At 51.7% G+C, this 21,387-nt stretch carries 17 protein-coding genes; 8 read left to right on the forward strand and 9 right to left on the reverse strand.

Translation table 11 applies throughout. The features are described from left to right. Positions 1–96: 96 nt before the first annotated feature. From ppiD to bolA, 7 genes are all read right to left on the reverse strand, one after another. Complete coding sequence (gene ppiD, locus AAGR08_RS14005; RefSeq protein WP_345827156.1) at positions 97–1,965, reverse strand: peptidylprolyl isomerase; 1,869 nt, start codon at positions 1,963–1,965, stop codon at positions 97–99. 237 nt (positions 1,966–2,202) lie between these two features. After that, positions 2,203–2,475, reverse strand: coding sequence for a nucleoid-associated protein HU-beta (hupB, locus tag AAGR08_RS14010; protein ID WP_036648244.1), 273 nt, complete (start codon positions 2,473–2,475; stop codon positions 2,203–2,205). 213 nt (positions 2,476–2,688) lie between these two features. Next, complete coding sequence (gene lon / locus AAGR08_RS14015; protein ID WP_345827157.1) at positions 2,689–5,043, reverse strand: endopeptidase La; 2,355 nt, start codon at positions 5,041–5,043, stop codon at positions 2,689–2,691. Between the two features lie 187 nt (positions 5,044–5,230). Further along, the gene (clpX, locus tag AAGR08_RS14020) at positions 5,231–6,502 is read right to left on the reverse strand and encodes an ATP-dependent protease ATP-binding subunit ClpX (protein ID WP_008103932.1); all 1,272 of its coding nucleotides are present in this window, start codon (positions 6,500–6,502) and stop codon (positions 5,231–5,233) included. A gap of 129 nt (positions 6,503–6,631) precedes the next feature. Further along, entirely contained in the window at positions 6,632–7,255 is a 624-nt protein-coding gene (gene clpP, locus AAGR08_RS14025) for an ATP-dependent Clp endopeptidase proteolytic subunit ClpP (RefSeq protein WP_007886971.1), read from the reverse strand. 335 nt (positions 7,256–7,590) lie between these two features. After that, a complete protein-coding gene (gene tig, locus AAGR08_RS14030; protein WP_097094714.1) occupies positions 7,591–8,895 on the reverse strand; it encodes a trigger factor in 1,305 nt (434 codons plus the stop codon). 301 nt (positions 8,896–9,196) lie between these two features. After that, positions 9,197–9,514: a transcriptional regulator BolA gene (gene bolA, locus AAGR08_RS14035; RefSeq protein ID WP_176519194.1), complete on the reverse strand. Its 318-nt coding sequence runs from the start codon at positions 9,512–9,514 to the stop codon at positions 9,197–9,199. 263 nt (positions 9,515–9,777) lie between these two features. On the opposite strand from bolA, the gene AAGR08_RS14040 reads away from it, so the two are divergent. The 8 genes from AAGR08_RS14040 to AAGR08_RS14075 all read left to right on the forward strand — a co-directional run bounded on the left by AAGR08_RS14040 (position 9,778) and on the right by AAGR08_RS14075 (position 18,587). Beyond that, positions 9,778–10,356, forward strand: coding sequence for a lipoprotein (locus AAGR08_RS14040; protein ID WP_097094715.1), 579 nt, complete (start codon positions 9,778–9,780; stop codon positions 10,354–10,356). A gap of 54 nt (positions 10,357–10,410) precedes the next feature. Further along, complete coding sequence (gene ampG, locus AAGR08_RS14045; protein ID WP_097094716.1) at positions 10,411–11,886, forward strand: muropeptide MFS transporter AmpG; 1,476 nt, start codon at positions 10,411–10,413, stop codon at positions 11,884–11,886. Between the two features lie 449 nt (positions 11,887–12,335). Further along, positions 12,336–13,262, forward strand: a complete 927-nt coding sequence (gene cyoA, locus AAGR08_RS14050) for a cytochrome o ubiquinol oxidase subunit II (protein WP_097094717.1) — start codon at positions 12,336–12,338, stop codon at positions 13,260–13,262. A 4-nt stretch (positions 13,263–13,266) separates the two neighbouring features. Next, positions 13,267–15,249, forward strand: coding sequence for a cytochrome o ubiquinol oxidase subunit I (gene cyoB, locus AAGR08_RS14055; RefSeq protein ID WP_097094718.1), 1,983 nt, complete (start codon positions 13,267–13,269; stop codon positions 15,247–15,249). After that, entirely contained in the window at positions 15,249–15,863 is a 615-nt protein-coding gene (locus tag AAGR08_RS14060) for a cytochrome o ubiquinol oxidase subunit III (RefSeq protein ID WP_007886985.1), read from the forward strand. Before cyoB ends, AAGR08_RS14060 begins: the two co-directional genes overlap by 1 nt. Further along, positions 15,863–16,192 carry a cytochrome o ubiquinol oxidase subunit IV gene (locus tag AAGR08_RS14065; RefSeq protein WP_007886986.1) on the forward strand — a complete coding sequence of 110 codons (330 nt, stop codon included), beginning with the start codon at positions 15,863–15,865 and terminating at the stop codon, positions 16,190–16,192. The genes AAGR08_RS14060 and AAGR08_RS14065 overlap by 1 nt, the downstream gene beginning before the upstream one ends. Positions 16,193–16,203: 11 nt before the next feature. After that, the gene (gene cyoE, locus AAGR08_RS14070) at positions 16,204–17,091 is read left to right on the forward strand and encodes a heme o synthase (RefSeq protein WP_008103945.1); all 888 of its coding nucleotides are present in this window, start codon (positions 16,204–16,206) and stop codon (positions 17,089–17,091) included. A gap of 131 nt (positions 17,092–17,222) precedes the next feature. Next, positions 17,223–18,587 (forward strand): MFS transporter, encoded by a 1,365-nt coding sequence (locus AAGR08_RS14075; RefSeq protein ID WP_097094719.1) that lies wholly within the window; start codon positions 17,223–17,225, stop codon positions 18,585–18,587. A gap of 33 nt (positions 18,588–18,620) precedes the next feature. Here AAGR08_RS14075 and adhP read toward each other — a convergent pair whose 3' ends face one another. Together adhP and AAGR08_RS14085 are read right to left on the reverse strand one after the other, a co-directional pair. Further along, positions 18,621–19,661: an alcohol dehydrogenase AdhP gene (adhP, locus tag AAGR08_RS14080; protein ID WP_097094720.1), complete on the reverse strand. Its 1,041-nt coding sequence runs from the start codon at positions 19,659–19,661 to the stop codon at positions 18,621–18,623. A gap of 30 nt (positions 19,662–19,691) precedes the next feature. After that, on the reverse strand, positions 19,692–21,212 hold the full coding sequence (locus tag AAGR08_RS14085) for an aldehyde dehydrogenase family protein (RefSeq protein ID WP_345827158.1): 1,521 nt from the start codon (positions 21,210–21,212) through the stop codon (positions 19,692–19,694). Between the last annotated feature and the right edge of the window lie 175 nt (positions 21,213–21,387).

Here is a 21,387-nt window from a genome sequence, read left to right on the forward strand (position 1 = left end):
AGCTGAAATCAGGGCTCAAAAGGGCAATTTCAGAAATGGAAAAGGCCGCATAAGCGGCCTTTCGATATTGCAGTGATTTAACTTTTTTTGTGAGGCTTACTGGTTTTGTGCAGCGGCGCCGTACTTAATCTTCGCCTCTTTACGCAGGTTTTCCAGCAGCGCTTCGAAGGCGATTTGCGCATTATTTTGCGTCACACCTTTCACCATCTCGTCGATCTGCGCTTGCGGCATATTGCCCGCACTGACTTTATCCAACGCAACCAGCACCACGTTGCCCTGCATATCTTCGCTCACGCCCCAGGACGGCTTATTATCCGTCGGTTGTGGCAGATTAAAGGCCGACTGTGCCACTGGATCTTGCGCGTTACGATCAAACGATTTGCTGGCGCTCAGCGTCAGGCCCGCAGCTTGCAGTGCATCCGCTTTGCCGGCTTTCAGATCGGCCAGCAGTTTGTCTGCTTGTGCTTTCGCCTGTTGCGTTGCTTTATCGTGCTTCAGGGTATCCACAATCTGCGCTTTAACCTGATCTAACGGCTTCACCGCTTCCGGCTTATGCTCGCTGATACGCAAGACGAAGGCGCGATCGCCATCTACAGAGATGATGTCGGAATTGTTTCCTGGCGCACCGTTCTGGCCCACTAAACCACCGTTAAAGATGGCCTGCTTAACCTGGTCAAAATCCAGATCGGCTGGCAGATTATCACGCGTAATCCAGCCGGTTTCCGCCACTTTAAGACCTGAAGCCTGCGCAGCACCTGCCAGCGATTCGTTATCGTTGCTGGCCGCTTCGCTCACCTTCTGCTGCATCTTGTAGAAAGCATCAACCGCTTTTTCTTGTTTCACTTTGTCGGCAATGGCGTCATGTACTTCAACCAGCGGCTTGACCTGCTCCGGCTGGATGTCATCCAGACGCACCACCAGGAAACCAACAGAAGATTTGATAGCGCCGGAAAGCTGGCCTTTCTGCGTCAGGTTGGCGTTTTTCAGCTCATCTGGCGTAGTGTTAGGTTCCAGCCAACCCATGTCGCCGCCTTTGCGGGCTGAAATGGGGTCGATGGATTTGCTTTTCGCCAATGCGGCGAAATCTTCACCCTTCTTCAGCGCCTCAACAACCGCGTTTGCATCGGCTTCCGTTTTGGTCTGAATCACGCTGTAGCGGTTACGCTGTGGCTGTGAGTAATCGGCTTTATGTTGATCGTACCAGCTCTGAATATCTGCTTCGCTGGCGTTTTCCTGCAGGCTCGCGGCATCCATTTTGATATAGCTTACGCGGAACTGCTCCGGTGCCATAAAGCTGTTTTGATGCTGCTGATAATATTGGCTGACCTCTTCATCACTGGCAGTCTGCTTAGCCGCAAGTGCGTTGACATCAATCACCGCCTGACGGATTTCACGCTGCTGTGAAACCAGATCGACCAGCTTGCCGGTTTCGCCTTTCAGCATGAAATCGGTATTAGCAATCGCGTTGATCAGCTGCTGGGTTGCCAGCTGCTTACGCAGTGCTTCGGCGTATTGATCTGCCGTAAAGCCCATGCTGGTTATCAGACCGCTATATTTAGCGTTATCGAACTTACCGTTGGTCTGGAAAGCTTTTTGATTGAAAATCGCCTGCTTAACCTGCTCATCGCTAATGCCAATGTGCAGATCTTTGATGTACTGATCGAGCAACGCCTGATCAATCAATTGCGACAGCGCCTGTTGACGCATCTGCTGCATATAACCTTCATTGCTGGCTAACTGCGAGAACTGATCGCCTAGCATCTGCTGCTGACGATTGCGCTCATTGTTATAGCCCTGCTCCAGTTCTGCGCGACTGATCTCGTGACCGTTAACTTTAGCAGCATAATCATTGCCGCCACCAATCAGGTAGTTGCCCACCCCGGTGAGTACGAAAGACAGGATGATCAATCCCAAAATAATCTTGAGCACGACATGATTCGACGCCGCGCGTAAATTGTCCATCATGGTATGACAACACTCCGCTGTAGTGTGAATGTAAAGCTTTGACACGATGTCATCATCGTGCAACTGCTGTTCAGGCTGGCAGTTGGCAACCATGCGGAGACAACAACCATAGGCTATCGCCGCGCATCAAGAATAAAAAAGGCACATCAAAAATGATGTGCCCGTATGTTACATGAGAACGGCTTTTGCGTCCTCAATCCATAGAAGAAAATGCTTCAATGGAGGTATCAGCGGTCATTAATTGACGGAATCTTTCAGTGCTTTACCCGCACGGAAGCCCGGAACTTTACCAGCCGGAATGGTCAGCTCTTTACCGGTTTGTGGGTTACGGCCTGTACGAGCTGCACGCTCACGCACAGAGAAAGTACCGAAACCGACCAGTGCCACTTCATCACCGCCTTTCAGAGCTTCGGTAACGGAGTCCATGAATGCATCTAAAACACGTCCCGCTGCTGCTTTAGAAATGTCAGCATCTGCAGCAATTTTGTCGATCAACTGTGACTTATTCACTCTATTCATCCCCTCTTTTATTATTCACATCGCACCCGTGCTTCCCGCCCGGTGCGAACGCGCAGCAAGTTATATCAAGCCTGTGGAGCCGAAACAACGGTATTCATCTTAATCGTTGATCCAGCAGCCCACTAAGTTAGCGGCACAAAAAAAAGCTGGCAAGCACCATTTTGCCTGCCAGCTTCGCTTTTTAGCGGTTTATGCCGCTAATCACTATTTTGCGGTTGCAACCTGCATGCCGTAAGGCGCATTTTCGAGTGCCAGGTTCAGCACTTCTTCAATACGCTTCACCGGGTGAATCTCCAGATCGGCAATCACGTTCTGTGGAATATCATCCAAATCGCGCTTGTTTTCGTCCGGGATCAGTACCGTTTTAATGCCACCGCGGTGTGCTGCGAGCAGTTTTTCTTTCAGGCCGCCGATCGGCAGGACCAAACCACGCAATGTAATTTCGCCTGTCATCGCCACATCAGAACGCACCGGATTACCGGTTAAGCAGGAGACCAGCGCGGTGCACATGGCGATACCAGCACTCGGACCATCCTTGGGTGTTGCACCTTCAGGCACATGCACGTGGATGTCGCGTTTTTCGTAGAAATCAGCATTGATGCCGAGTTTCTCCGCACGCGCACGCACAACTGTCAGCGCGGCCTGAATCGATTCCTGCATCACTTCGCCCAGCGAACCGGTATAGGTAAGTTTTCCTTTGCCTGGCACGCATGCGGTTTCGATGGTCAGCAGATCGCCGCCCACTTCTGTCCATGCCAAACCGGTGACCTGCCCCACGCGGCTTTCACTTTCAGCACGACCATAATCAAAGCGCTGTACGCCAAGGAAATCCTTGAGGTTGTCACCGTTGATCACGATATATTTTTTCGATTTGTCCATCAGCAGCGTTTTTACCGCTTTACGGCACAGCTTGGAGAGTTCGCGCTCCAGACTACGCACGCCCGCTTCACGGGTGTAATAGCGAATAATACCGACAATGGCGCTGTCATCGACAGTGATCTCTTTGTCTTTCAGCGCATTACGCTCAATCTGCTTCGGCAGCAAATGTTGCTTAGCGATGTTTAGCTTTTCATCTTCGGTATAACCGGAAAGACGAATCACTTCCATACGGTCAAGCAGCGGTGCCGGAATGTTCATGGAGTTGGAGGTCGCCACAAACATCACGTCAGAGAGATCGTAATCGACTTCCAGATAGTGATCGTTGAACGCGATGTTCTGCTCGGGATCCAGCACCTCAAGCAGCGCTGAAGCTGGATCGCCACGCATATCAGACGACATCTTGTCGATCTCATCCAGCAGGAACAGCGGGTTTTTCACGCCGACTTTCGCCATTTTCTGGATCAGTTTGCCCGGCATAGAACCGATGTAGGTGCGACGATGTCCGCGGATTTCCGCTTCATCACGTACACCGCCCAGCGCCATACGCACATATTTGCGTCCGGTAGCCTTAGCAATTGACTGGCCCAGCGAGGTTTTACCTACGCCTGGCGGTCCAACGAGGCACAGAATCGGCCCTTTGATTTTGCTAACACGGCTTTGCACCGCAAGGTACTCAAGGATGCGATCTTTGACGCGCTCTAAACCATAATGGTCGATATCCAGTGTCTCTTGCGCTTTGCGCAGGTCTTTTTTCACCTTGCTGCGCGCGACCCATGGAACCTGTACCATCCAGTCGATGTAACCACGAACTACCGTAGCTTCTGCAGACATCGGCGACATCATTTTCAGCTTCTGCAGTTCAGCTTCCGCTTTTTCACGCGCTTCAGTCGGCATTTTTGCCGCTTCAATTTTACGTTTCAGCGCCTCGTATTCGTCAGGCGCGTCATCCATTTCGCCCAGCTCTTTCTGAATGGCTTTCATTTGCTCATTCAGGTAATACTCGCGCTGGCTTTTCTCCATCTGCTTCTTAACGCGGTTGCGAATGCGCTTCTCAACCTGCAGCAGATCGATTTCTGATTCCATCATCGCCATCAGATATTCCAGACGTTCATTGACGTCGGACATCTCCAGCACCGACTGTTTGTCAGCCAGTTTTAGCGGCATATGCGCGGCTACGGTGTCGGCCAGACGGGCCGCATCGTCGATGCTGTTGAGGGAAGTTAATACCTCAGGCGGGATCTTTTTGTTGAGCTTGATATAGCCTTCAAACTGGTTAATGGCCGTGCGCACCAGCACTTCCTGCTCACGCTCTTCAATTTCAGGTGAGATCAGGTATTCGGCTTGAGCAACGAAATGGTCGCCATTATCCGCCAGCGTGGTGATGTGCGCGCGCTGCAAACCTTCAACCAACACTTTTACTGTGCCGTCTGGAAGTTTCAGCATCTGCAATACAGAAGCGACGGTCCCTACTGAGAAGAGATCGTTAATGCCAGGTTCATCCGTTGAAGCCTCTTTCTGTGCAACCAGCATGATTTTTTTATCATGATCCATCGCGGCTTCTAGGCACCGAATCGATTTTTCCCGGCCAACAAACAACGGAATTACCATGTGCGGATAAACCACCACGTCGCGCAAAGGCAACACGGGGATTTCAATGCGTTCAGAACGCTCAGGATTCATAGAGCTCTCTCTTAGTTTAATGTCCGCCAGGTGATGGGTACCGCGTAATTGAGGTTTTGCAGTTAAACCCACAGGATATTGAGTATATGGGGATGCTTGTACGACATTCAATGTCACTGGCGAGAGAAAAACAAAAGGGGAAAGATTTTCCCCTTTTTTAAGACATCAACGTAGTGCGATTGTTTATTTATTCACCAGAAGCCTGGGCTTCATGCTTTCCATAAATCAACATTGGCTCAGATTGACCCTCAATAACTGACTCATCAATCACTACTTTTTCGACATCATCCATTGAAGGCAAGTCATACATGGTTTCGAGTAGTGCGCCTTCCACGATGGAGCGCAGACCACGAGCACCTGTTTTACGCGACATCGCTTTTTTGGCGATAGCCGTTAATGCCTCGTCACGGAACTCAAGTTCAACGCCTTCAAGATTGAACAGCGCCTGATACTGTTTCGTTAACGCGTTCTTAGGCTCACGCAGAATCTGAATCAGCGCCTCTTCGCTCAGTTCGCTCAGCGTTGCCACAACCGGCAGACGACCAATGAACTCAGGAATCAGGCCAAATTTAATCAGATCTTCAGGTTCAACCTGCGACAGCAGTTCACCTTCGCTCGCTTTCTGCGATTTACCTTTCACCGTTGCACCGAAGCCGATACCCGATCCTGTCTCAACGCGTTGAGAAATCACTTTGTCGAGACCGGCAAATGCGCCACCACAGATGAACAGAATCTTAGAGGTATCAACCTGCAAGAATTCCTGCTGCGGGTGTTTACGTCCCCCCTGCGGCGGTACGGCAGCCACGGTGCCTTCAATCAGTTTCAACAGCGCTTGCTGTACACCTTCGCCCGAAACGTCACGGGTGATCGACGGGTTGTCTGACTTACGAGAAATCTTGTCGATCTCATCGATGTAGACAATGCCGCGCTGTGCTTTCTGCACGTCGTAGTCACATTTTTGCAGCAGCTTCTGGATGATGTTTTCAACATCTTCACCCACATAGCCCGCTTCGGTCAGCGTAGTGGCATCGGCCATGGTAAATGGCACATCCAGTAAGCGCGCCAGCGTTTCTGCTAGCAGGGTTTTACCGCTACCGGTTGGACCGATCAGCAAAATGTTACTTTTGCCCAGTTCGATGCCATTGCTGGTATCGCCATTGCGCAAGCGTTTGTAGTGGTTGTATACCGCTACCGCGAGCACTTTCTTCGCCCTTTCCTGACCAATAACATAATCATCAAGGTGATGGCGGATTTCATGCGGCGTCGGCAGTGAGCTGCGCTCGCGATGCGGCGCAACTTCTTTGATCTCTTCACGAATGATGTCGTTGCAGAGATCAACGCACTCATCGCAAATGTACACTGACGGCCCGGCAATTAGCTTACGGACTTCATGCTGGCTTTTGCCGCAGAAAGAGCAGTACAGCAACTTACCTGAACCGTCTTTGCGCTTATCTGTCATCAGCTAACCTCTTTTGTTTCTCAGACCAAATTTGTTGTACGGCTCTGGCCGCACATCAACGGCCGATATTCATTCAACCCATCTGCCTGTTCCCCGTTAACTATAGCGTAAGGGACAGACAGATGTGTCTTATTGGCGATGCGTCAGGATTGAATCGACTAAGCCATACTCTACCGCTTCGCCCGCTGAGAGGAAACGATCGCGCTCGGTATCGCGTTCAATCTCTTCCAGCGATTTGCCGGTGTGCTCAGCCATCAACTCATTCATGCGCTGTTTAACTTTCAGAATTTCACGCGCATGGATTTCGATATCTGTCGCCTGACCCTGATATCCGCCCAGTGGCTGATGAATCATCACACGTGAATTAGGCAGGCAGAAGCGTTTGCCTTTGGTGCCTGCAGTCAGCAGGAACGCGCCCATTGAACAAGCCTGGCCCATACAAATGGTACTTACATCAGGCTTGATAAATTTCATTGTGTCATAAATAGACATTCCCGCAGTAATCACGCCGCCTGGCGAGTTAATGTAGAGATAAATGTCTTTTTCAGGATTCTCAGCTTCCAGAAACAGCATCTGCGCCACGATCAGGTTAGCCATATGATCCTCAACCTGACCGGTCAGGAAGATCACACGCTCTTTGAGCAGGCGAGAGTAGATGTCGTAGGAACGCTCGCCGCGCGAGGTTTGTTCAACCACCATAGGCACCAGCGCCATGTGCGGTGCAGTAAATTCACGATCGCCACTGTATGACATTACCGTCTCCTGATAAATTTCATTGGCAACATTCTGTACCGATTTTACGTGAGGCGCGCAGGGAAAACTATGCGCGGTCCTCTCACTCCGACATAACAGGACGGTTAATCAGCCAGTCTCACTGTTTTCATGCATTCTCCCTGTATCTGGGGATGCTGCCCAGTTGTTTCAAGCATAACAACCTTTTGCTCATTCGCTAACACGGAAAAAGAGCTTAGCGGATAATTTGCCGATTAATTAAGCAAATAGACGACAAATCTGCGCACTTAACGCCAGAAACGAAAAAGCCCGCGACTTTTCAGTCACGGGCTTAGCACTTACGGTTAACGAACGAATCAAGCCGCTGAGGTTTGGTTCATCAGTTCCTGGAAGTTAGTGGCTTTATCGGTGACTTTCGCTTTCGCCAGTACCGCTTCAACCGCTTGCTCTTCCAGAGCCACGTTGCGCATGTTGTTCATCAGCTCGCTATTCTTGCTGTAGAACTCAATCACTTCCTGCGGATCTTCGTACGCAGAAGCCATCTCTTCAATCAGCGCTTTAACGCGGTCTTCGTCAGCCTGCAGCTCGTTGATGCGAATCACTTCGCCCAACAGCAGTCCAACAACAACGCGACGTTTAGCCTGCTCTTCGAACAGTTCACGTGGCAGTTCCAGCGCTTGCTTCTCGTTGCCACCAAAACGCTGTGCCGCCTGACGACGCAGAACGTCGATTTCGCTGTCGATCAACGCTACCGGTACATCGATTTCGTTAGCGTTAACCAGACCGTCGATCGCCTGAGACTTCACGCGATTACGGATAGCGCCTTTCAGCTCGCGATCCATGTTCTTACGCACTTCAGCACGCAGACCGGCAATTGAACCATCTTCCACGCCAAAGCGCTTGATGAACTCTTCTGTCAGCTCTGGCAGCTCACGGGTTTCAACTTTCTTCAGCACGATTTCGAACTTCGCGTCTTTCCCTTTCAGGTTTTCAGCGTGGTAATCGTCTGGGAATTTCACGTCGATAGTGAAGGTTTCGCCGGCTTTATGGCCAACAACGCCCTCTTCGAAGCCTGGGATCATACGGCCTTGGCCCATTGCCAGCACGAAGTCAGAGGCTTTACCGCCTTCGAATTCTTCACCGTCAACAGAACCGCTGAAGTCGATGGTAGCGCGATCTTCAGCCGTTGCTGCTGCATCGCTCTCTTTCCAGGTCGCCTGCTGCTTCTGCAGGGTTTCCAGCATGGTATCAACGTCAGCGTCGGTCACTTCTACCACTGGCTTCTCAACTTCGATAGCGTCCAGGCCTTTCAGCTCAACTTCTGGATACACTTCGAACTCAACCGCGTAGGTGAAGTCTTCGCCTTCTTTATATTCGCCCGGCACATAGTTTGGTGCGCCAGCCGGATTGATTTTCTCTTTGATGATGGCGTCAACGAAGTTGCGCGTCATCAGCTCGCCCAGCACGTCCTGGCGAACAGAAGCACCGTAGCGCTGAGAAATGATGTGTGCCGGCACTTTGCCTTTACGGAAACCGTCGATACGGACTTTCTTAGCCACTTCCACCAGTTCTTTCTTCACTGCGCTTTCGATGCTGTCAGCTGCAACAGTAATCGAAATGCGACGGCCCAGACCCTGAGTGGTTTCTACTGAAACTGTCATCTTGTTACCTCAAAAAATCACGTGCTCGGTCAACTTCAGACACCACACATAAATGCGCCGTATCCAACAACCGGGACGGCCTCTGCAGGCAGAACCTAATCCCTGTCACCAGAAGCGTCCCGAAGACATTCCGGAAAAATAGACGCCGCATTATAGCGGCATCGCTGGAATGAGTCGAGGCTGCAAACTCACCACTTTTTAGCGGTTTTGCTGCTTTTTTGCGCCGTGGATCGCGTTTAAGGGGAATAAAGGAAAAGAAAACGGCCTGCTGGCCGTTTTTAGATGACGTGGTGATAAGGTTTCAGGCGAGCGTCCCGGCACCGCGACAGTTTGGTGAAGCCAATACGGTATCCTGTAATCCATCCCACTCTTTTTGCGTATAGGTGTGCAGTGCCAGCGCGTGCACGCTGCCTGCTAGCTCAGCGGCCAGTTCACCATAAATGGCGCGATGACGCTGCAAAAAGCGCTGACCGGTAAATCGATCGCTGACAATCACCACTTTAAAGTGACTTTCAGAACCGGCGGGCACGTTATGACGATAGCTCTCATCATGCACTTCAAGATGTGCAGGCTCGAAAGCGTTACGCAGCTTTTCTTCTATTTGTTCGCGAATCATGATTAACACTCCTTTCCGGCGAGCGCTGTGCCCATCTGTATAAATATTAGTAGGTTTTTTGCCGCTTCCGCAGGTTAGCCGGAAATAAATCCCCCGCGCTGCGCATAGTAACCCGCTTATCTGCCAGGTCAACCGGACGACGTTCCCGTTAACCTGAAAAAATCCTTTACAATCAATTTCCATTCGCACGGGGCTTTTTTCACCGCTGCGCAATGCTATGATGGCCGCAGTTTTGCAAACCAACCCATATGCTAACGAGAATGAGTATGTTGAAAAAACTGTTATTCCCTCTGCTGGCTGCATTTATTTTGGCCGGCTGTGCCAGCAACACCACAACACTGGATATTCAACCGAAGATCCAACTTCCTCAGCAAGATCCCAGCCTGATGGGTATTACCATCAGCGTTAACGGTGCCGATCAACGTTCCGATCAGGCGCTGGCGAAAGTTAACCGTGATGGTCAGCTGATCACGCTGACCCCATCGCGCGATCTGCGTTTCCTGCTGCAGGAAGTGCTGGAGAAGCAGATGACGTCGCGCGGTTACATGATCGGCCCAAGCGGCGCAGTTGATCTGCAAATCGTGGTTAACGGCTTATATGCAGACGTGACCCAAGGTAACGTGCGTTATAGCATCACCACCAAGGCTGATATTTCAATTATTGCTACCGCGAAGAACGGTAACAAGCAGGTGAAAAACTATCGCCAGACTTATAGCGTAGAAGGGGCATTCACGGCCACTAACGAGAAAATCACCAACGCCGTTAACTCAACGCTGAGTGATGTGATCGCTGATATGGCGCAGGACACCAGCGTGCATAACTTTATTAAGCAGAACGCCCGCTAATTTCCGCAGTAATCTGCCCGGCGACATTCAGCCGGGCTTCATTTCAGGTTGGTTATGACTTCTCACTATCTACGTATTTTCACCCAACGCAATGCGGCGGTATTGCTGCTGCTGGGTTTTGCCTCCGGCTTACCGCTGGCGTTAACCGCCGGGACATTGCAAGCGTGGATGACGGTAGAGAATGTTGACCTGAAAACCATCGGGTTCTTCTCCCTTGTCGGTCAGGCTTATGTATTTAAGTTTTTGTGGTCGCCGATGATGGATCGCTATACGCCGCCGTTTCTCGGCCGGCGTCGCGGCTGGCTGCTGGTCACGCAGCTGGCATTGATTGGCGGCATTATCGCCATGGGTTTTATGCAGCCGTCACGTGATTTAGTGCTACTGGCTGCATTAGCGGTATTGGTTGCCTTCTGCTCTGCTTCGCAGGATATCGTGTTTGACGCCTGGAAAACCGACGTGCTGCCGCCGGAAGAGCGCGGCAGTGGCGCAGCCATAACCGTACTGGGTTACCGTTTGGCGATGTTGATTTCGGGCGGACTGGCGCTGTGGCTAGCAGATCGTTATCTCGGCTGGCAGGCCACTTATTGGCTGATGGCGCTGTTAATGGTGCCGGGACTCATCGCAACACTGCTAGCGAAAGAGCCAGCAACGCCAGCGCGGGAACCGCATACATTACGTCAGGCCGTGACCTTCCCGCTGAAAGATTTCTTCCAGCGCAATAATGCCTGGCTGCTGATCACCCTCATCATCCTGTATAAGCTGGGTGATGCCTTTGCTGCATCACTTACCACTACCTTCCTGATTCGCGGCGTTGGCTTCACTGCCGGTGACGTTGGCCTGGTTAACAAAACGCTCGGCCTACTCGCGACGATTATCGGCGCGCTGTATGGCGGAGTGTTAATGCAGCGCTTGAGTTTGTTCCGGGCGCTGATGATCTTTGGCGTGCTGCAAGCCGTTTCCAATTTCGCTTACTGGCTATTGGCCGTGACGTCACCGCACCTGTGGAGCATGGCGAGTGCCGTGTTTATCGAGAACTTGTGTGGTGGCATGGGTACGGCGGCTTTTGTTGCGCTATTAATGACGCTATGTAATAAGTCTTTCTCGGCGACGCAGTTCGCGCTGCTTTCTGCCCTTTCGGCCGTTGGGCGAGTTTACGTCGGACCCGCCGCCGGCTGGCTGGTGGAATTGTGGGGCTGGCCAACCTTTTACGCTTTTACCGTTTTTGCTGGCGTTCCAGGCTTGCTGCTGCTTTGGCTGTGTCGCGGCACCTTGCACCATATCCAGCAAAGTGGCGAGTTTGTGATGCGCAGTTTATGGCCGCAGGGCTATCGCTGGACGGTTCGTTTATTCAGCGTTGGCTGCGGTTTACTGGCCGTGTGGCTGCTCTCGCTCGCCCTGAATGCCACTGGCATGCTGCCGCTTGATGCACTACTCACACCGATGTTTGAGATTGGAATGGCCGTTGCGCTGCTCGCCGTTGCTTTAGGCGTAATTTTAGATGCTTTAGCGTTAAGAAAAATGCCCCGATAAAATCGGGATTAGGAAAAGGTTAATTGTTTGCCCCGGAATAATTGGCTAAAAATATCGCCTACTCTTTTTTACCAATAGCATTTTTTTTATCGCGAATTAGAAACATTAAATTAACATCAAAGGCTAATATTTAAATCCGGTGAGCAATTAGTTTGTTTAAAAGTCATCGCCAAAATGATGCAGAAATGTTAAATAAATGAGCATTAAGAGTACGGTTTATACTTTCCCTGATTTTTCTGCGGTTTCTATCATTGTTTTTTGTTATATTGACGCCAACTGCTTGTCGCAGTTAATAATTTGTCACCCTGCGTAACATCTGTGACACCCTTAGCAAAAGGTGTCAACAGCCTTCTGACACATCCTTAAGCTGGTTTACACTGCATAAACCTTCCCGTAAAATGCGCGCACACTTAAACGACAATAGAGCCCTTTGTCATTGAGGTCGTTAAATGAGACTCAGTAAATACAATAAAAGTTTGGGGATTTTGTCATTAATTGCAGGCGCTGTATTACTCAGTGGCTGCGATAGTGCGTTGTTAAATCCCAAGGGACAGATTGCACTGGAGCAACGTTCGCTGATTCTGACAGCTTTTGGCTTGATGATGATCGTGGTTATCCCGGCAGTCTTCATGGCAGTATTTTTTGCCTGGAAATATCGGGCAACCAATACTAATGCAACCTATAGCCCTAACTGGTCACACTCAAACAAAGTGGAAGCCGTGGTTTGGACCATTCCGATCCTGATCATTATCTTCCTCGGCGTTTTGACCTGGAAATCAACCCACGCGCTGGAACCAAGCAAACCGCTGGCTTCTGACGTTAAACCGGTTGAGATCGATGTAGTGGCGCTGGATTGGAAATGGCTGTTTATTTACCCAGAACAGGGTATTGCAACCGTTAACCAAATTGCCTTCCCGGCAAATACTCCGGTGAACTTCAAGATCACCTCCAACTCCGTGATGAACTCCTTCTTTATTCCTACTCTCGGCAGCCAGATCTACGCGATGGCCGGTATGCAGACCAAACTGCATCTGATCGCCAACGAGCCAGGAACATTTGACGGTATCTCTGCAAACTTCAGTGGTCGTGGTTTCTCTGGTATGAAGTTCAAAGCCATTGCAACCAAAGACGATGCGGAATTCCAGCAGTGGGTGGCCAAAGTTAAAGCGGCACCTAACACGCTGACCACCATGGATGATTTCGAGAAAGTGGCTACGCCAAGCGAAAATCACCCGGTGGAATATTTCTCAACTGCTAATCCAGAACTGTTCAAGCAAGTGATTGATAAGTTCATGATGAGCCACGGGAAGATGGACATGCCAGAGCATAAAGGTATGGACATGAGTCACGCCGCTTCCGCGGGAGCCGAGGAATAATACGATGTTCGGAAAATTAACACTGGATGCAGTGCCATACCACGAACCCATTATCGTGGTTACGGTTGCCGCTATCATTCTGGGTGGTCTGGCGCTGGTTGCGGCGATTACCTATTTTGGTAAGTGGCAGTACCTGTGGTCTGAATGGTTCACCTCCATCGACCACAAAAAACTGGGTATCATGTACATCATCATGGCCTTCGTCATGTTGCTGCGCGGCTTTGCCGATGCGGTAATGATGCGTACCCAACAAGTGATGGCTTCCGCTGGTGAAGCTGGCATTCTACCGCCGCACCACTACGACCAGATCTTCACCGCGCATGGCGTGATCATGATCTTCTTCGTGGCGATGCCTTTCGTGGTAGGTCTGATGAACATCGCGGTACCGCTGCAAATCGGTGCACGTGACGTTGCCTTCCCGTTCCTGAACAACCTGAGCTTCTGGTTTACCGCGATCGGTGTGATCCTGGTGAACATCTCTCTGGGTGTGGGCGAGTTTGCACAGACCGGCTGGTTGGCTTATCCGCCGCTTTCGGGTGCGGAGTACAGTCCTGGCGTCGGGGTCGATTACTGGATCTGGAGTCTGCAGCTGTCCGGTATTGGTACCACACTGACCGGTATCAACTTCTTCGTTACCATTCTGAAGATGCGTGCGCCGGGCATGGACCTGTTCAAAATGCCGGTATTCACCTGGGCATCACTGTGTACTAACGTCCTGATCATCGCTGCGTTCCCGGTACTGACCGTTACGCTGGCTCTGTTGACACTTGACCGTTATCTCGGCTTCCATTTCTTCACCAATGAAATGGGCGGTAACATGATGATGTATGTCAACCTGATTTGGGTCTGGGGTCACCCAGAAGTGTACATCCTGGTTCTGCCGGTGTTTGGTGTCTTCGCTGAAGTCACTGCAACCTTCTCTAAAAAGCGTCTGTTCGGTTACACCTCACTGGTGTGGGCGACCATCGCGATTACCGTACTGTCGTTCATTGTTTGGCTGCACCACTTCTTTACCATGGGTGCCGGCGCGAACGTAAACGCCTTCTTCGGTATCATGACGATGATCATCGCCATCCCGACCGGCGTGAAAATCTTCAACTGGCTGTTCACCATGTATCAGGGTCGCGTTGAGTTCCACTCAGCGATGCTGTGGACCATCGGCTTCCTGGTTACCTTCTCTATTGGTGGTATGACAGGTGTTCTGCTGGCGGTTCCAGGTGCAGACTTCATTCTGCACAACAGCCTGTTCCTGATTGCCCACTTCCATAACGTGATTATCGGTGGTGTGGTGTTCGGTTGTATGGCTGGCGTGACCTACTGGTTCCCGAAAGCATTTGGCTTCACGCTGAATGAAAAATGGGGTATCCGCGCGTTCTGGTTCTGGATCATCGGCTTCTTCGTGGCATTCATGCCGCTGTATGCGCTGGGCTTCATGGGTATGACGCGTCGTATCAGCCAGGACATCGATCCTCAGTTCCACACTCTGCTGGTGGTTGCAGCAGGCGGTGCGGCGCTGATCGCTTGCGGTATCCTGTGCCAGATTACCCAGTTCTACGTTTCAGTGCGTGACCGTGACCAGAACCGCGATCTGACCGGTGACCCGTGGGGTGGCCGTACGCTGGAGTGGGCAACTTCTTCACCACCGCCGTTCTATAACTTTGCCGTTATCCCACAGATTCACGAGCGTGATGCGTTCTGGGAAATGAAAGAGAAAGGCGAAGCGTATAAGCAGCCAGAAAAATATGAAGAAATTCATATGCCGAAAAACAGCGGTGCAGCTGTTGTTATCGCGGCTCTGATGACTGTCTTCGGTTTCGCAATGATCTGGCATATCTGGTGGCTGGCTGGCCTCACCTTCCTGGGTACTATCGTGACCTGGATTGTGAAGAGCTTCGATGAAGACGTGGATTACTACGTACCGGTTGCCGAAGTCGAGCAGATCGAGAAGAAGCACTTTGACGAAATCAGCAAAGCAGGTCTGAAATAATGTCAACTGAAACTGCAAAACACCACCACGACGCCCATGCGGAGCATGGGCATCACGATGCAGGAGCCAATAAAGTCTTTGGCTTCTGGATCTACCTGATGAGTGACTGCATTATCTTCGCAACCCTGTTTGCGACCTATGCAGTTATGGTCAATAACACTGCCGGTGGCCCGGCAGGTAAAGACATCTTCGAACTGCCGTTCGTTCTGGTCGAAACCGCGCTGCTGCTGCTCAGCTCCATTACTTATGGCATGGCAGTGATCGCGATGAACAACCAGAACAAAGGCTCGGTCATCAGCTGGTTAGCTTTGACCTTCCTGTTCGGTGCAGGCTTCATCGGGATGGAAATCTATGAATTCCATCACCTGATCAAGGAAGGCTTCGGTCCTGACCGCAGCGGCTTCCTGTCAGCGTTCTTTACGCTGGTCGGCACGCACGGTCTGCACGTGACCTCTGGTCTGATCTGGATGGCAGTGATGATGTTCCAGATTTCTAAACGTGGTCTGACTGCAACCAACCGCACCCGTATCATGTGCCTCAGCCTGTTCTGGCACTTCCTGGATGTGGTGTGGATCTGCGTATTCACCGTTGTCTACCTGATGGGAGCCATGTAATGAGTCATTCTGTTAACGAACATGGCGCTTCGCACGGTAGCGTGAAGTCTTACATGATCGGCTTCGTCCTCTCGATCATCCTGACCGGTATTCCGTTCTGGATGGTGATGGATGGCGGCGCTTCACACGGCACCATTCTGGGTGTGGTTCTGGTGTGTGCGGTGGTTCAGGTGCTGGTTCACCTGGTCTACTTCCTGCACTTAGACAGCAAATCAGAAGGTGGCTGGAACATGGTGGCCATCGTCTTCTCAGCACTCATCATCTTGATTGTTGTTGTAGGCTCACTGTGGATTATGTGGAACCTCAACTACAACATGATGGCCCACTAAAGAGTCGCGTAATGATTAAGCAATACCTGCAAGTAACAAAACCAGGAATTATTTTCGGCAATTTAATTTCTGTGATCGGTGGATTCCTGCTGGCTTCGAAAGGCAGCATTGATTACACCCTGTTTCTCGCCTCACTGGTTGGCGTATCGCTGGTTGTCGCATCAGGTTGTGTTTTCAACAACGTGATTGACCGCGATATCGACATCAAAATGGAGAGAACGCGGAACCGTGTTCTGGTCAAAGGCCTGATCTCGGCGAAAGTAAGCCTGGTTTATGCAACCGCATTGGGTATTGCTGGCTTTGCGTTGCTGTATTTCGGCGCTAATCCGCTGGCCATGTGGCTGGCGGTGATGGGCTTCGTGGTTTATGTAGGCGTTTACAGCCTCTATATGAAGCGTAACTCGGTCTACGGCACGCTGATTGGTAGCCTCTCTGGCGCTGCGCCGCCAGTGATTGGCTACTGCGCGGTGACCAACCAGTTTGATGCTGGCGCGTTGATTTTACTGGCTATCTTTAGCCTGTGGCAGATGCCGCACTCCTATGCGATTGCCATCTTCCGCTTTAAAGATTACCAGGCTGCCAACATTCCGGTGCTGCCGGTAGTGAAAGGCATCTCGGTGGCAAAAAATCATATTACGCTGTATATCCTGGCGTTCATGATTGCCACGCTGATGCTGACGCTTGGCGGTTACGCGGGCTACAAATATCTGGTGGTGGCTGCAGCCGTGAGCGTGTGGTGGCTCGGCATGGCGCTCTCAGGTTACAAAACCTCAAACGATAAAGTTTGGGCGCGTAAACTGTTTGTGTTCTCAATTGTCGCAATCACCGCATTGAGCGTGATGATGTCGGTTGATTTCATGACGCCAGCGTCAAAAGATCTGCTGACTTACGTCTGGTAATACAGCACCGCAAATGGAGTAAAGGGCGCGAATTTCGCGCCCTTTCTTTTTGTTACCACTGCTTAAGAACAAATGTTTTACCCGCCCTGCCCTGCTGCCTAAAATGGGCACAGCATAATTTTGAGGTAAACATGAACGACAATAAAATGACGCCAGTAGAGCTTCGCGCTACATGGGGTTTAGGCACCGTTTTTTCCCTGCGCATGCTGGGAATGTTTATGGTCTTGCCAGTACTCACCACGTACGGCATGGCGTTACAGGGCGCCAGTGAAACGCTGATTGGTCTCGCAATCGGTATCTATGGTTTAGCACAAGCCGTTTTCCAGATTCCCTTCGGTCTCCTCTCCGATCGCGTTGGCCGTAAGCCGCTGATCGTCGGCGGGCTGCTACTCTTTGTCTTTGGTAGCGTTATTGCCGCCACTTCCGATTCCATCTGGGGCGTGATTTTAGGCCGCGCCTTGCAAGGCTCCGGCGCGATCGCCGCTGCGGTAATGGCGCTGCTGTCAGATTTAACTCGCGAACAGAACCGCACCAAAGCCATGGCGTTCATCGGTATCAGTTTTGGCGTTACCTTTGCTATTGCGATGGTGGTCGGCCCGATTGTCACCCATGCGCTGGGCCTGCACGCGCTGTTCTGGATGATTGCCATCCTCGCCACGCTCGGCATCGTGATTACCTTGTTAGTGGTACCAACGGCGCCGAACCACGTACTCAATCGCGAATCGGGTATGGTAAAAGGCAGCATCCGCGCGGTGTTGGCCAATCCAAGATTGTTAAAACTGAATATCGGTATTCTCTGCCTGCACATTTTGCTGATGTCGAGTTTCGTGGCACTGCCAGGCCAGTTTGAACAGGCCGGTTTGCCCGCGGCAGAACACTGGAAAGTCTATTTGGTCACGATGCTGATCGCCTTTGTCGCCGTGGTGCCTTTCATTATTTATGCCGAAGTGAAGCGCCGCATGAAGCGCGTGTTTGTCGGCTGCGTAGCAACCATTATCGTCGCGGAGATCGTGCTATGGGGCGCTGCGGGCCACTTCTGGACGTTAGTGATTGGCGTGCAGCTGTTCTTTCTCGCCTTCAATCTGATGGAAGCAATTCTGCCATCCTTGATCAGTAAAGAGTCGCCCGCGGGCTATAAAGGCACCGCAATGGGTATCTACTCCACCAGCCAGTTCATTGGTGTGGCGATTGGCGGCAGTATGGGCGGTTGGATCTTTGGGCACGTAGACGCACAAACCGTATTCCTGGTGGGTGCGATTGTCGCAGCAGCGTGGCTGTTTGTGGCGATGTCGATGCAGGAGCCACCTTACGTCAGCAGCCTGCGCATCATGCTCAGTGATGCGGTGCTGGCGGTGCCAAACCTTGAGAAACGTTTGAAAGCGCAGCCTGGCGTAGCATCGGTATTTATCGTGCCGGAAGAGAAAAGTGCTTACATCAAGATCGACAGTAAAGTGACGAGCCGCGTCGAACTTGAAGCGCTGCTCGCCAGCTGCTAATAAACATGCCCGACCCTAGCGTCGGGCTTTTTATTACAACGACATATCCACCACAATGCGCCCTTCAATCTTACCGGCGTGCATGCGTGCAAAAATATCGTTGATGTTGGTCAGTGGTTCCACCGCCACGGTGGCTTTCACTTTGTGACGCCCGGCAAAATCTAATGCTTCCTGCAAATCTTTACGCGTACCGACGATAGAACCGCGCACCGTGATGCCATCCAGCACCATATTAAAGATCGACAGATCGAATTTGCCCGGTGGTAAACCATTTAGCACCATGGTGCCGCCACGACGCAGCGTGCCAATCGCCTGCTCGAAGGCTTTTGGTGAAACCGCAGTGACCAGTACGCCGTGCGCCCCACCGAAACTCTCCTGGAACACCTTCGCCGGATCGACATTTTTCGCATTGGCCACCACGCTGGCACCAAGGCGTTTCGCAAACTCGAGCTTCTCGTCGTCGATGTCTACCGCCGCCACGTTGAGCCCCATCGCCACCGCATACTGAACCGCCATATGTCCCAATCCACCGATACCAGAAATCACCACCCAATCGCCAGGCTTGGTGTCAGTCATCTTCAGGCCTTTGTAGACGGTGACCCCCGCGCAGAGGATCGGCGCAATTTCATTGTAATCAACGTTATCCGGAATGATGCCAACATAGTTGGCATCGGCGAGGCAATATTCTGCGAAGCTACCGTTTACTGAATAACCGGCATTTTGTTGCGACAGACACAGTGTTTCCCAGCTATCCAGACAGTGTTCACAGTGACCGCATGCCGAATAGAGCCACGGCACACCTACGCGATCGCCCATCTTCAGATGTTTAACCCCTTCCCCTAGCGCCACAACCTGCCCTACCCCTTCGTGACCGGGAATAAACGGCGGATTGGGCTTGATTGGCCAGTCTCCTTCCGCCGCATGTAAATCGGTATGGCACACGCCGGTTGCCGCGATCTTCACCAAAATCTGCCCCGGTCCAACCTGCGGCACCGGTACCTGCTCAATCACTAACGGTTCACCAAAAGACTTTACAACGGCGGCTTTCATGGTGGTTTTGATGTGCATATTCATCTTTCACTCTCCATTTGATCGGATGCGGACTCAGAACAGACCCAAAGGCGCGGTGCCATAGCTGACCAGCAGATTTTTGGTTTGTTGATAGGCGCTCAGCGCCATCTTGTGCGTCTCACGACCCACACCCGATTGCTTATAGCCGCCGAATGCCGCGTGAGCGGGATAGATGTGATAGCAGTTGGTCCAGACGCGCCCAGCTTTAATACCGCGTCCCATGCGATACGCCAGATTGGTATCGCGTGTCCATACGCCAGCCCCGAGACCAAACTGCGTTTCGTTGGCGATGGCGAGCGCTTCTGCCTCATCCTTAAAGGTGGTGACGCCAATCACCGGCCCAAAAATCTCCTCCTGGAAACAGCGCATCTGGTTAGTTCCTTTGATTAAGGTAGGCTGAATATAAAATCCGTTATTCAGCTCAGCAGCGACGTTTGCACGATCGCCCCCCGTCAGAATCTGCCCACCTTCGTCGCGTGCGATGTTGATATAAGACAGGATTTTGTCGAATTGCTGACGCGAAGCCTGCGCGCCAATCATGGTGTCGGTATCCAACGGATCACCACGGCGGATATTTGCCACCTTCGCCATCACGCGATCCATGAAGGCTTGATAGATCGATTCATGAATCAACGCGCGCGACGGGCAAGTACAGACTTCGCCCTGATTGAAGAAGCCGAGCACCAAACCTTCCACCGCCTTTTCAATAAAATCGTCCTCGCCGTCCATGACATCAGCGAAATAGATGTTCGGTGATTTACCACCCAGCTCGACGGTACAGGGAATGATGTTTTCCGCAGCACACGCCATGATGTGACGCCCTACCGGCGTAGAACCCGTAAAGGCGATTTTGGCGATACGCTTGCTGGTCGCCAGCGCCTCACCGGCCTCGCGGCCAAAACCCTGCACCACATTTAGCACACCCGCCGGGAACAGATCGCCAATCACTTCCATCAGCAGCGTAATACCCAGCGGCGTTTGTTCCGCCGGTTTTAACACCACACAATTCCCCGCAGCCAACGCCGGCGCAAGTTTCCACGCCGCCATTAATAGCGGAAAGTTCCACGGGATAATTTGTCCCACCACGCCCAGCGGTTCATGGAAGTGATACGCCACGGTCGTTTCATCGATTTCTGCGGTGCTGCCCTCCTGTGCGCGCAAGCAACCGGCAAAATAGCGGAAGTGATCCACCGCCAGCGGTAGGTCGGCATTCAGGGTTTCACGAATCGGTTTACCGTTATCCCAACTCTCCGCTACCGCCAGTTTCTCGAGATTCGCCTCAATGCGATCCGCCACCTGCAACAGGATGTTGGCGCGGTGCTGGACGCTGGTTTTCCCCCAGGCTTCCGCTGCCTGATGAGCGGCATCCAGTGCTAAATCGATGTCGCGTGCATCCGAGCGAGGAAACTGTGCGATATCGCCGCCAGTCACCGGTGAGGTGTTAGTAAAGTATTGGCCGCTCAGCGGCTCGACGAATTTGCCCGCAATATAGTTGCCGTACGTCGCTTGAAAGGAAACCAAAGCGCCGGTCGTACCGGGATGTGCATAACGCATCGCAAACTCCTTAATGTAGGGTCAGATAATCTGAACGGACAGCGTCAGCCCTGTGGCTTCTCATTGAGTCAATCGCCGTCGCGTAAGCTATTGCAGCGCGCGTGCCAGCTTTTCCCAATTGGCGAAAAATGAAATAAAAACGATTTAATTCAAGAAATTAATAAAAAATAAGCAT

It is taken from the genome of Pantoea sp. BRR-3P (assembly GCF_039621635.1).
GTDB lineage: Bacteria > Pseudomonadota > Gammaproteobacteria > Enterobacterales > Enterobacteriaceae > Pantoea > Pantoea floridensis.

What these genes read in the sequence shown, in the direction of transcription:
- ppiD (WP_345827156.1), bottom strand. Translation starts at nt 1,965, where the DNA reads ATGATGGACAATTTACGCGCGGCGTCGAATCATGTCGTGCTCAAGATT.
- adhP (WP_097094720.1), bottom strand. Translation starts at nt 19,661, where the DNA reads ATGAATATGCACATCAAAACCACCATGAAAGCCGCCGTTGTAAAGTCT.
- cyoE (WP_008103945.1), top strand. Translation starts at nt 16,204, where the DNA reads ATGATTAAGCAATACCTGCAAGTAACAAAACCAGGAATTATTTTCGGC.
- AAGR08_RS14065 (WP_007886986.1), top strand. Translation starts at nt 15,863, where the DNA reads ATGAGTCATTCTGTTAACGAACATGGCGCTTCGCACGGTAGCGTGAAG.
- clpX (WP_008103932.1), bottom strand. Translation starts at nt 6,502, where the DNA reads ATGACAGATAAGCGCAAAGACGGTTCAGGTAAGTTGCTGTACTGCTCT.
- clpP (WP_007886971.1), bottom strand. Translation starts at nt 7,255, where the DNA reads ATGTCATACAGTGGCGATCGTGAATTTACTGCACCGCACATGGCGCTG.
- AAGR08_RS14060 (WP_007886985.1), top strand. Translation starts at nt 15,249, where the DNA reads ATGTCAACTGAAACTGCAAAACACCACCACGACGCCCATGCGGAGCAT.
- tig (WP_097094714.1), bottom strand. Translation starts at nt 8,895, where the DNA reads ATGACAGTTTCAGTAGAAACCACTCAGGGTCTGGGCCGTCGCATTTCG.
- AAGR08_RS14085 (WP_345827158.1), bottom strand. Translation starts at nt 21,212, where the DNA reads ATGCGTTATGCACATCCCGGTACGACCGGCGCTTTGGTTTCCTTTCAA.
- AAGR08_RS14075 (WP_097094719.1), top strand. Translation starts at nt 17,223, where the DNA reads ATGAACGACAATAAAATGACGCCAGTAGAGCTTCGCGCTACATGGGGT.
- cyoB (WP_097094718.1), top strand. Translation starts at nt 13,267, where the DNA reads ATGTTCGGAAAATTAACACTGGATGCAGTGCCATACCACGAACCCATT.
- cyoA (WP_097094717.1), top strand. Translation starts at nt 12,336, where the DNA reads ATGAGACTCAGTAAATACAATAAAAGTTTGGGGATTTTGTCATTAATT.
- ampG (WP_097094716.1), top strand. Translation starts at nt 10,411, where the DNA reads ATGACTTCTCACTATCTACGTATTTTCACCCAACGCAATGCGGCGGTA.
- AAGR08_RS14040 (WP_097094715.1), top strand. Translation starts at nt 9,778, where the DNA reads ATGTTGAAAAAACTGTTATTCCCTCTGCTGGCTGCATTTATTTTGGCC.
- lon (WP_345827157.1), bottom strand. Translation starts at nt 5,043, where the DNA reads ATGAATCCTGAGCGTTCTGAACGCATTGAAATCCCCGTGTTGCCTTTG.